Consider the following 11,309-nt stretch of genomic DNA (forward strand, 5'->3'; position numbering starts at 1 on the left):
TAAATTAATGATCCTTTTTAATTTGATATTCCGCATCAAAGGCCTGATAGTTCAGGCGATCTGCTGAATCTTCAGACAACGGTTCAACTTCCTGCATCGAAGAAAGACAGCGTTCTGTCAGCTGAATATATTCCTGCGTTCCCTTGCTTTTCCAGGCAATTTCTTTGGCGTCCAAAGGACGGATGACCCGCGCCGGACTACCGAGTACCAGTGAGTTTTCCGGAATTTGAGCTTTGGCTTTAACCGTACTATTAGCACCGATAATGGTATTTTCACCAATCTCGGCTTCATCCAGAATCACGCTGTTCATGCCCACCAGTACATTTTTGCGAATGATACAGCCATGTAAAATCGCGCCATGTCCGATATGGCCATATTCTTCAACCAGCGTAATACTGCCGGGAAAGCCATGAATGGTACAGGAATCCTGAACATTGGCATTTCTCTGGATGTGAATCCCGCCAAAGTCAGCTCTCAAGGTGGCAAAAGGCCCGATATATACGCCCTCTTCAATCACCACATCCCCAATCAAGACGGCTTGTGGATGTACATAAGCGCGAGGGCTGACCACAGGAATCACACCATCAATGGCATAACACGGCATTATTTTATTCCTTTAAAAATGCAGAATTAGATTAACTGACGGCTTCCAATCGCAAACCGCCAAAGCGTTTATAAAATTGTGGATGTACCGGCGGCATCGAACCTTCCGAAGTTCGGGCGATCTCCATAAAGAACTCATCACCTGCCGCAACCACGGTTTGATATAAATTGCTGCTCAGATTACGGGCATTCAGGGAAAGCCAGTTGGATGGCAATAATTCAAAAGGCAGATTCGGATCTTTTAATAAAATCCGGCGGAATTGATGAATCAGCAAAATTCGCAACTGAAAAGCCTGAACCGAATCCAGTTCATCTTCCTGTTCCACCAGATGAAAGAATTCCCGAAAATCGGTGATAAATTTTTCATAACGCTGATGTAATTCCTGCACCGGCCAGTTGGTGGCAACCATGCGCTTCACAGTTGGATAAGATTCCTGCCAGAGCTGTAAGGTTTCGGCTTTAAACACCACCACCTGATCGGTCATTTTCAAATTCAGCAGCAGGTTTTGCAGTTTCTGGTGGTCACAGCCCGGATAGGCCATAACATTGGTGGCGATATTGGCAAAGCCCAGCCATTCCAGTTCTTTTTTCAGAATCAGTTTATTGTCCAGTTCCACTGAACTGAGCAGCACCAGATCCCATTTCTGATCCCATTCCTGATGGCTAAAACTGTAAATCTTTTGGTCAGCCATAATAAAACGCTGGCGGCTGCTTTCGGTCACACGGTAATAACTGGTGCGGCCAATTTTTTCCGAGAACAGCCAGCCATTTTGTACCAGACGAAATACAGCAGTTCTTACTGAACGTTCATTAAAGCCGAAGACATCCATGAGCTGGATCAGGCTGGCCAGACTGATAATGCCACCGCGATGAAAAATACAGTCACCGAAGATGGTCATGATTAATGAGGTTCCGCTGAGTGCTTCATTTTGAATAAAGTCATCAATTATTTGTTTTAATTTCGGATTCATTGCGTTTAACTTTACCTTATAGAAACTGGATGATAGACCATTTGGCTATCATCCAATAGTACTTCATGCAGACTTGCGGATATCAAAAACGCGCTGTGCCTTCCCTTCAGAGCGTGGCAGGCTCCCTTCAGGCAACACTTCGACACTTACCGTGATTCCGACCATAGTTTTAATCTGGCCCTTAAGCTGAGTTGCCAGCTGGTGCGCCATAATGTCACTGCTATCTTTACGCATTTCGGTACGGATATGCAATGTATCCAGATGTCCCTGTTTGCAAATCTGGATTTGGTAGTTCGGAATCAGTTGCTGGATCTGTAAAATCTGCTCTTCAATCTGCGATGGGAAGACATTGACCCCACGGATAATCATCATGTCATCACTGCGGCCAACAATCTTGTCCATACGGCGCATGGTACGTGCCGTGCCAGGCAATAAACGGGTCAGATCACGGGTACGGTAACGGATCACCGGCATACCTTCTTTGGTAATGGTGGTGAAGACCAGCTCGCCCAATTCACCATCCGGCAGGACTTCACCGGTTTCAGGATGGATAATTTCCGGATAAAAATGATCTTCCCAAATGGTTGGGCCATCTTTGGATTCCAGACACTCCATGGCGACGCCCGGGCCCATCACTTCTGACAGGCCATAAATATCCAAGGCATCAATGCCGAGACGCTCTTCAATTTCCTTGCGCATTTCATTGGTCCATGGCTCTGCACCAAAGACGCCGGTTTTAATCGAACAGTTTTTGGCTGTACCAAATTTCTTTTCCAGCGCTTCAATAATATTCAGACAATAAGATGGCGTAACCATTAATGCCGTCGGCTTAAAATCATGAATCAGTTGCGCCTGTTTATCGGTTTGTCCGCCAGACATTGGGATCACAGTTGCACCCAAGCGTTCAACGCCATAATGCGCACCTAGACCACCAGTAAACAGGCCATAACCATAAGACACCTGAATGATATCTTTACTGCTCAAGCCGGCTGCGCGTAATGAACGTGCCACCACGTCTGACCAGACATTAATATCATTCTGGGTATAACCGACCACGGTCGGCTGACCGGTGGTGCCAGAAGAGGCGTGCACACGTACAATCTGTTCCTGTGGTACAGCGAACATGCCAAACGGATAGTTATCGCGTAAATCCTGTTTGGTGGTAAACGGGAATTTGGCCAGGTCTTCCAGAGAATTAAAATCATCCGGATGCACACCCGCATCATCAAATTTCTTTTTATAAACAGGGCTATTCTGATAGGCATGCTGCAGGGTCTTTTTCATCCGCTGTAGCTGGACACTGCGTAACTCATCAACCGATACTTTTTCAATTTTTTCCATTGCATTGTTATTCATATTCTTACTCCTGACGCAGTCTTCCTGACCACGGTTTAATTCATTGATTGAATGATGTGTTTAATCCATATTTTCTAAAACCAGTGCAACACCTTGACCGACACCGACACACATGGTGCACAGTGCATATTTTCCTTGACGGCGTTTCAGTTCATGCATAGCGGTAATCACCAGACGGGTACCACTCATACCCAGTGGATGACCCAAAGCGATAGCACCGCCATTCGGGTTGATTCTGGAATCATCGTCTTGCAAGCCAAGTTCACGAATCACGGCCAGCGACTGTGCTGCGAATGCTTCATTCAGCTCAATCACATCCATCTGTTCCAGACTCAGGCCAGTCTGTTTCAGCACTTTATGTACTGCTGGCACCGGGCCAATACCCATATATTTAGCTTCAACACCGGCGCTGGCCATCCCGATCACTTTGGCTTTCGGGCTCAAACCATACTGCTCGGCAAACTGCTGATTGCCCAGCAATACGCAAGCTGCACCGTCATTGACACCCGAAGCATTGCCGGCAGTGACTGAACCGCCTTCTTTACGAAATGGGGTTTTTAAGGCTGCCAGATTGTCCAGCGTCGTCTCTACACGCGGGTGCTCATCTTGGGAAATAGTGAGGGTGGTTTTCTTCGGACCTTTGACCTCTACCGGCAGAATTTCTTCGGCAAAAATACCCTTCTGCTGCGCTACTGCAGTTTTCTGCTGGCTGTGATAGGCAAACAGATCCTGGTCTGCACGGCTGATCTGATATTTTTCAGCGACGTTTTCGGCCGTTTCCGGCATGCTGTCGACGCCAAACTGCGCTTTAAATTTTGGGTTGATAAAACGCCAGCCAATCGTCGTGTCATAAATTTCAGGGGTCCGGCTAAAGGCAGTCGTAGGTTTGGATTGCACAAAAGGCGCACGGCTCATGGATTCTACACCACCGGCCAAAATAAACTGTGCTTCACCCGATTTGATGGCACGTGCGGCAAGTCCAATCGCATCCAGACCTGAGGCACATAAACGGTTTACGGTGAGTGCTGGAACAGATTCAGGCAACCCTGCGAGTAAAGCAGCCATACGCGCCACGTTACGGTTATCTTCACCGGCCTGATTGGCACAGCCCAAGATCACTTCATCCAGTTCTGCCCATGGCAAGGTAGGATGCTGATCTTTCAAATATTGAATCGGTAGCGCTGCCAGATCATCGGCACGAATGCTGCTCAGTCCACCAGCATAGCGTCCGATCGGGGTGCGAATTCCATCAAAAATATAAACCTGTTCCATGATTCTTCCTTTTAGCCAGCAACACGTAATGGTTGCTGCTGAGTTTCCTGTGCATGTCCCTGCACCGCTTTCTTTGCTAAATATATACTAGTTCTATAGCGATCTTCACCATAAATACGATACATATTTTCTAAAATTTGTAAAATTGTGTAATATCCGATTCTGTCTGCCCACTCAAATGGACCACAAGGATACTTCACACCATATTTCATAGCAGAATCAATATCTTGCTCTGATGCAATAGCATGCAATACTGCTTCACAGGCTTCATTCACCAACATGGCAATACTACGTATAACATAAAGACCTGGATGATCCTTAGACCAAATAGGTATCATATCCATACCTATAAGGAATAGCTCCACTGCCTGGCGCTGTTCAGCACTACACGCCGGTGATGCAACGACTGGAATAGCCTGGGCATTTTCCCAATCTGCATGCCAGTCCATCAACACCACGGGGTCATGCTGATAAGCCAGTTCAACCGACTCGCCGAGCGATAATCGCAGGGAAAGATCACCAATCAGGATTTCATTCTGTTCTGCCGCCTGAAAACTCAGCTCTACATGAGAGGCCTGTTTTAAACGTTCAATCAGGGCTAAGGAATGTAGCCATTCACCTTTTACCGTGACTTTGAGCTTATTCAGCGACTTGGCATAACACACTGGCAATTCATATACAGGCGCAGGCTTGGACTGCGTGTAATCATAAAAACCCTGACCGGACTTACGACCATAACAGCCGGCATCGACCAGTTCTTTTTGAATCAAGGATGGGCGGTAGCGTGGCTCATAGAAAAATTCCTGATAGACACTTTGCGTGACCGAGAAATTCACATCCTGCCCAATCAAGTCTGTGAGTTCACATGGTCCCATGGCAAAACGGCCACATTCGCGCATGATGTAATCGAGCTGTTCCGGGGTGGTGGCATTTTCCTGCAAGGCGCGAAAGGCTTCGGCATAATACGGTCGCGCGACACGATTCACGATAAAACCGGGGGTCGATTTGGCCCGTACCGGAACCTTGTTCCAGTCCTTCATCAATTCAAATACCGCATCGGCAATGGCTGCTGAAGTTTTCAGTCCGCGGATAATCTCGACCAGCTTCATGACTGGTGCCGGATTAAAGAAATGCAGCCCAATCACCCGTTCCGGATTCGGAATCGCCGAGGCAATTGCAGTAATGGAAATCGAGGAAGTATTGGAAGCAAAAATTGTCTGTTCCGGGCAAATGGCAGCCAGTTGTTGAAACAGGTTTTGTTTCACTTCTTTCTTCTCGACAATGGCTTCAATAATCAAGCCCGCATCAGCAAGCTGCTGAATATCCTCTGCCACGATCAGATTGGCGAAGGTACTCTCCAGCAATTGCTGGGTCATTTTGCCATTCTGTACCCGCTTGCCAAGCTGCGCCTTTAAAGCAGTCAAGGCACTCTGAACTTTGCTGCGATCGAGGTCAAACACATAGGTCGGATGCCCGTGCATGGCGGCCAGTTGTGCGATGCCAATCCCCATGGTTCCCGCACCGACCACAGCAACTTTGAGGTGTTCGAAATTGATCTGTTGCATGATTTAGCATCCTTTATATTCAGGTGTACGTTTTTGCATAAAGGCTTGTACACCTTCTTTATAATCGCTTGAACGTCCAGCCAGACGCTGTAAATCACGCTCCAGAATGAGCTGCTCATCCAGATTATTGTCGGCTGCGGCATGAATGGCTTTTTTGATTAGTGACAGGCCATAAGTCGGCTGCTTGGCCAAATGCTTGGCCAGTTTTTTCGCTTCTGCTTGCAGTTGCTCATCTTCAACCACCTGCCAGATCATGCCCAGTTGTGCTGCGCGCTCAGCCGGAATTTTATCGCCGAGCATCGCTAAGCCCATCGCCTGGGCACGCCCGACCAGACGCGGCAAGAACCAGGTGCCGCCTGAATCTGGTACTAAACCTAGACGACAAAAGGCCTGAATAAAGGAAGCCGATTTTGCAGCAACTACAATGTCACAGGCCAGTGCAATATTGGCACCGGCCCCTGCCGCCACACCATTCACCGCACAAATCACCGGTTTTGGCATTTCAGTAATCAGTTTGATTAAAGGGTTGTAGTATTTTTCAATTGACAGGCCTAAGTCCGGTGCATCAGCATTCGGATCGACCACACGATCATTTAGATCCTGGCCGGCACAGAAACCACGGCCTTCAGCTGAAATCACCACGGCACGAATCTGGCTGTCTTTGGCCCAGGCCTTGATGACCTTGGAGACTTCCTGATGCATGGTTTCATTAAAGCTGTTGAGCTGTTTCGGACGGTTAAAGGTCAGGTAGCCCACTGCATTTTTTTCTTCGACAATAATTGTTTGATATTCCATTACACACCTCTAAATTCTGGTTTTCTTTTTTGTAAAAATGCATTGATGCCTTCTTGGCGATCTTGGGTCGCCGCCAGCCAGACAAAATGCTGACGTTCCAATTTCAGTCCCTGACTTAATGTCACTTCATGAATCGACTTTAAAGATTGCTTGATGGCGCGAATGGCCAGCGGTGCCTGCTTGGCAATTTTTTCCGCTAGTTCCAGTGCGTATTGCACGGTCAGTCCTGTCGGACAAACCTGACTGCTCATGCCATGTTGCAATGCGGCTTGTGCTGAAATCATTTCACCGGTCATGGCCCAGCGCATCGTCAATTGCTGACCGACCAGACGTGCCAGACGCTGTGTTCCACCAGCACCCGGCAGCATACCTAAACCGATTTCCGGCAAGGCAAATTGGGCATTTTCTCCAGTCAGCACCATGTCACCATGCAAAGCCAACTCAAAACCTGCACCAAAAGCATAGCCATTTACGGCCATGATTAAAGGCTTGGAAAATTCATCAATTTTTTTCCACAGCAGTGGGCGCTGATCCTGCTGGATGCTGACCACATCTAACTGTGCCAGCTCATTTAAATCAGCACCGGCAGCAAAGCATTGCGTATTTCCGGTAATGACCACGGCTTTCACAGCAGCATCTGTTTCCAAGTCCTGTAGACAGGCTGCAATGTTTTGCAAGGTGGCATTGTTTAAGGCATTGCGCTTTTCCGGACGGTTTAACTCGATCAGTACCACACCTGGCTTGGGTGAGCTGGTTTTAATGTAGGTCATCCTTGAACTCCTGCTATGCTCAGCAATTGATTCCGTACTTATTCATCAAAACTCAGACGTACATTGGCCGTGGTTGGACGTGCCTGACAGCTCAGCACATAACCTTTCTGGATTTCGTCTTCTTCCAGGCTGTAGTTGACTGCCATTTCAACCTGGCCCTCTAACACCTTACATTTACAGGTGGCACAAACACCGCCCTTACAGGCATAAGGCAGATCGGCTCCGGCACGTAGCGCAGCATCTAAAATACTGTCATCCTGTTTGGAGACTTCAACAATCAGCTCGCGACCATCGAGGATAATATTGACACGTTCTTCACTGCGGCTTTCCATCTGCTGGGCGGTTGCTTTCGGTGCAGTACCCGTATTGAAGCGTTCAGTATGAATCTTGCTGCGCTGAATGCCCCAAGTCGGTAATACCGTTTCGACCGCCGCCATCATTTCTTCAGGACCACAGGCAAAACAGTGATCTGTGTCGGCTGAAATCAGATTGGCCTGAAACAGCTGCTGCAATTTATCCGCATTGATACGACCATTAAAGATTTCGCTGTCATTCAGTTCACGGGAAAAAATATTTACCAGTTGCAGACGTTCCTTAAAACGGTCTTTCAAGTCCATGATCTGTTCAGAAAACATGGTCTGTTTCCAGGAACGGTTGCCATATACCAAGGTAAATGTGGCTTCTGCTTGACGGTTTAGCACCGACTTTACAATCGATAAAATTGGCGTAATGCCACTGCCTGCTGCAAACCCTAGATAATTCTGGCCACCGGCCTTGGCTGCTTTCTGAAAGAACACCCCTTGCGGTGGCATGACTTCCAGTACATCGCCCGCTTTGAGATGCGCATTGGCCCAGGTCGAGAACTGACCTTGATCAATTTTTTTAATCGCAATACTCATGTCTTCCTGAGTATCACTACAAATCGAATAGCAACGGCGCAGCTCGCCGTCATCGGTTAAATGACGAATGGTGAGGTGCTGACCCGGCTGATATTGGAAAGCATCCAACTGCTCAGGCGCGAGATCAAAGGCAATACAGATTGCCTGCTCGGTTTGTGGCTGAATTGATTTAATGGTTAATGGTATAAATTGGCTCATGGCAAAATCCTTCTTTTAGGTGGCGGTGTTCAGGCTTGTTATTGGTTTACCCTGCCCACCGCGCAATCGTTACAATTAAATACATTTGAAATAGTCAAAAGTTTCTAAGCAGTCCCGACATTGATATAAAGCTTTACAGGCGGTCGAACCGAATTCACTTAATAATTTGCTGTTGTTACTTAAGCACTGTGGACAGGTGATGCCATCGGTCAATGCCACATGCGTACCACAGCTATGTGACTGGCCTTGCGGCGGGGCAATACCATATTGCTGTAATTTGTGTTTGCCCGATTCACTCATCCAGTCCGTGGTCCAGGCTTCAGACAGATCGACAATGACTTTGACCGGCGTCAAACCGTTCGCCTCGAAAGCCTGGGTAATTTCTGCTTTTAATATATCTGTGGCTGGACAGCCGCTGTAGGTCGGCGTGAGTCGCACCACAATTTCATCCTGCTGATTCAGCTCGACGCCACGAATCATGCCCAGATCAATCACTGACAATACCGGAATCTCTGGATCAGAAACCTGCTGCAAAACGTCCCAACATTGATCTTCTACGTGTCGAATCAGATTCATGCGACTCACTCCCTGTGATTGTGCTGAATTACCAGTTCATGTTTGGATATGAGCGCTGCATGTATTGCAGTTCAGCCAAAACAAAACCGAGATGTTCTGTATGTAAACCCTGTTTAGCTCCACTACGATAAGCACCTAGCTCTGGCAGGCTTAATTCAAATCGGGCTAATTCGGCTGTAATTGTTTCTAGCCACTGGACTTTTAAATTTTCAATATCTGGAAGGACACCACTATTGACCAGCTGTTTTTCAGCGGCCGTCAATACAAAAAGTTCCTCAGTAAAACGCCATAACTGGTTTAAACCTTGCTGGGTTTTTTCATGCGCTTCTGCTGTACCTAGACTTAGGCGTTCCATCCAGGTGGTGGAAAAACGCTGGTGATATTTCACTTCTTTGAGTGACTTTACTGCAAAGGCAGCCAACTCAGCATGCTGACTTTGACTTAAGGCACTAAACAATAAAGCGTGATAGTGATCCATCAACCACTGACGCACCAGAGTCTGGGCAAAGTCACCATTCGGCTGTTCACACAGCAGTAAATTACGATAGTCACGTTCGGTGCGGAAATAAGCCAGCTTGTCTTCATCACGGCCCTGTCCTTCCACTTCACCGGCCAGACTGAGGGCAGTACGTGCCTGACCCAATAAATCCAGTCCGATATTGGCCAAGGCAATATCCAGTTCCAGTTCAGGGGCATGGCCACACCATTCTGCCAAACGATGCGACAACACCAGTTGACTGTCGCCCACATGTAAAAGAAATTCTGCCAATACTTGATTTGTCATAATCTTCACCTTTCCCTTTACATGTGCTCGATGCCAGCTGGAATGTTATAAAAGGTTGGATGGCGATAGACCTTGTCCAAAGCTGGTTCAAAAAATTCTGCTTTTTCATCTGGCTGGGAAGAGGTAATCAATTCAGATTTCACCACCCAGATACTGATCCCTTCATTGCGGCGGGTATATACATCGCGGGCATTTTGTAGTGCGACTTCCTCATCCGGTGCACGCAGGCTGCCAACATGACGGTGACTCAGACCCTGTTTACTACGCACAAACACTTCATAAAGTGACCAGTTGTTTTTGTTATTCATGAGCAAAATTCCCTATATTGATCAAACTGTTTTAAGCAACTTTTTGTGCTGCTGACTGTTGCTGCTGTTTTTGCGCATAGACTGCTGCTGAATCACGTACCCACTTACCGCCTTCCCAAGCTTTGCGGCGTGCTTCAATACGCTCATGGTTACACGGTCCCTTGCCTGCAAGAATCGCAAAGAACTCATCCCAATTGATTTCACCAAATTCATAATGTCCGGTTGCTTCATTGAATTTAAGGTCTGGATCGGGAACGGTTAAACCCAGCTGCAAGACTTGCGATACAGTGTTATCGACAAATTTCTGACGTAAATCATCGTTGCTGAATAATTTAATTTTCCACTGCATGCTTTGTGCACTATTCGGTGAATTATCATCACTTGGACCAAACATCATCAGTGCCGGCCACCAGAAACGGTTCACCGCATCCTGTGCCATCTGCTTTTGTTCCGGCGTACCATTGGCCAATTCCATCATGGCTTCAAAGCCCTGACGCTGATGAAAACTCTCTTCCTTACAAACGCGCACCATGGCACGGGCATAAGGACCGTAAGACGTACGGCACAGCGCAACCTGATTGACAATAGCTGCACCATCCACCAGCCAGCCAATCGCTGCAACATCGGCCCAGCTCAGGGTTGGATAGTTAAAAATTGAGGAATATTTCATGCGACCGGCAATCAGTTTATCCATCATGTCGTCACGATCGGCACCCAGGGTTTCTGCAGCACTGTACAGATACAAAGCATGACCGGCTTCATCCTGAACTTTTGCCATCAGCACGGCTTTACGTTTTAAAGTCGGTGCACGGGTAATCCAGTTGCCTTCCGGCAACATGCCCACCACTTCAGAGTGTGCATGCTGACCAATCTGACGAATTAAAGTTTTACGATAAGCCTCCGGCATCCAGTCCTTCGGCTCGATGGAAATATCCTTTTCAATCTTTTGATCAAAGATTTGTTGTTGATTATTCATTGTTCCCTCACTTATCCCAAGTGTTGATACACTCAAATTAAAACGATACAAAATTAAAATCAATATCTATTTATTGGTATCATTTAATTTTTATTGCTTATTTTTAATAAATGATTGTTTTATATAGTTTAATATTTTTTATTTTATTCCTAATCATTTTTAAACACAGATTTATGATTGACATTTTCACTTTTTCAACACAAATTATGAAACATCAAAATTAAAATACATCTCAA

Annotated in this window: 12 protein-coding genes; all 12 read right to left on the reverse strand. The window is 46.8% G+C overall.

Annotated features, from left to right (window positions below; translation table 11 throughout):
* Positions 1–4: 4 nt before the first annotated feature.
* The 12 genes from CWI32_RS04435 to paaA all read right to left on the reverse strand — a co-directional run bounded on the left by CWI32_RS04435 (position 5) and on the right by paaA (position 11,073).
* Positions 5–604 (reverse strand): DapH/DapD/GlmU-related protein, encoded by a 600-nt coding sequence (locus CWI32_RS04435; protein ID WP_100534717.1) that lies wholly within the window; start codon positions 602–604, stop codon positions 5–7.
* A 31-nt stretch (positions 605–635) separates the two neighbouring features.
* Positions 636–1,574: a PaaX family transcriptional regulator gene (locus CWI32_RS04440; protein WP_100534718.1), complete on the reverse strand. Its 939-nt coding sequence runs from the start codon at positions 1,572–1,574 to the stop codon at positions 636–638.
* Positions 1,575–1,637: 63 nt separating this feature from the next.
* The gene (gene paaK, locus CWI32_RS04445; RefSeq protein ID WP_005247155.1) at positions 1,638–2,930 is read right to left on the reverse strand and encodes a phenylacetate--CoA ligase PaaK; all 1,293 of its coding nucleotides are present in this window, start codon (positions 2,928–2,930) and stop codon (positions 1,638–1,640) included.
* Positions 2,931–2,990: 60 nt separating this feature from the next.
* Positions 2,991–4,202: a 3-oxoadipyl-CoA thiolase gene (gene pcaF, locus CWI32_RS04450; RefSeq protein ID WP_100534719.1), complete on the reverse strand. Its 1,212-nt coding sequence runs from the start codon at positions 4,200–4,202 to the stop codon at positions 2,991–2,993.
* 11 nt (positions 4,203–4,213) lie between these two features.
* Entirely contained in the window at positions 4,214–5,767 is a 1,554-nt protein-coding gene (locus CWI32_RS04455; RefSeq protein WP_100534720.1) for a 3-hydroxyacyl-CoA dehydrogenase, read from the reverse strand.
* Between the two features lie 3 nt (positions 5,768–5,770).
* Entirely contained in the window at positions 5,771–6,562 is a 792-nt protein-coding gene (gene paaG / locus CWI32_RS04460) for a 2-(1,2-epoxy-1,2-dihydrophenyl)acetyl-CoA isomerase PaaG (protein ID WP_100328953.1), read from the reverse strand.
* Positions 6,562–7,332 carry an enoyl-CoA hydratase-related protein gene (locus CWI32_RS04465; protein ID WP_100534721.1) on the reverse strand — a complete coding sequence of 257 codons (771 nt, stop codon included), beginning with the start codon at positions 7,330–7,332 and terminating at the stop codon, positions 6,562–6,564. Before CWI32_RS04465 ends, paaG begins: the two co-directional genes overlap by 1 nt.
* Positions 7,333–7,370: 38 nt before the next feature.
* Positions 7,371–8,429: a 2Fe-2S iron-sulfur cluster-binding protein gene (locus tag CWI32_RS04470; protein ID WP_100534722.1), complete on the reverse strand. Its 1,059-nt coding sequence runs from the start codon at positions 8,427–8,429 to the stop codon at positions 7,371–7,373.
* 75 nt (positions 8,430–8,504) lie between these two features.
* Complete coding sequence (gene paaD / locus CWI32_RS04475; protein WP_100534723.1) at positions 8,505–9,005, reverse strand: 1,2-phenylacetyl-CoA epoxidase subunit PaaD; 501 nt, start codon at positions 9,003–9,005, stop codon at positions 8,505–8,507.
* Between the two features lie 28 nt (positions 9,006–9,033).
* Positions 9,034–9,789 (reverse strand): 1,2-phenylacetyl-CoA epoxidase subunit PaaC, encoded by a 756-nt coding sequence (gene paaC / locus CWI32_RS04480; protein WP_100534724.1) that lies wholly within the window; start codon positions 9,787–9,789, stop codon positions 9,034–9,036.
* A 17-nt stretch (positions 9,790–9,806) separates the two neighbouring features.
* On the reverse strand, positions 9,807–10,097 hold the full coding sequence (gene paaB, locus CWI32_RS04485; RefSeq protein ID WP_004279183.1) for a 1,2-phenylacetyl-CoA epoxidase subunit PaaB: 291 nt from the start codon (positions 10,095–10,097) through the stop codon (positions 9,807–9,809).
* 31 nt (positions 10,098–10,128) lie between these two features.
* Complete coding sequence (gene paaA, locus CWI32_RS04490) at positions 10,129–11,073, reverse strand: 1,2-phenylacetyl-CoA epoxidase subunit PaaA (protein ID WP_005095897.1); 945 nt, start codon at positions 11,071–11,073, stop codon at positions 10,129–10,131.
* Positions 11,074–11,309 lie beyond the last annotated feature (236 nt).

Source organism: Acinetobacter pseudolwoffii (assembly GCF_002803605.1).
GTDB lineage: Bacteria > Pseudomonadota > Gammaproteobacteria > Pseudomonadales > Moraxellaceae > Acinetobacter > Acinetobacter pseudolwoffii.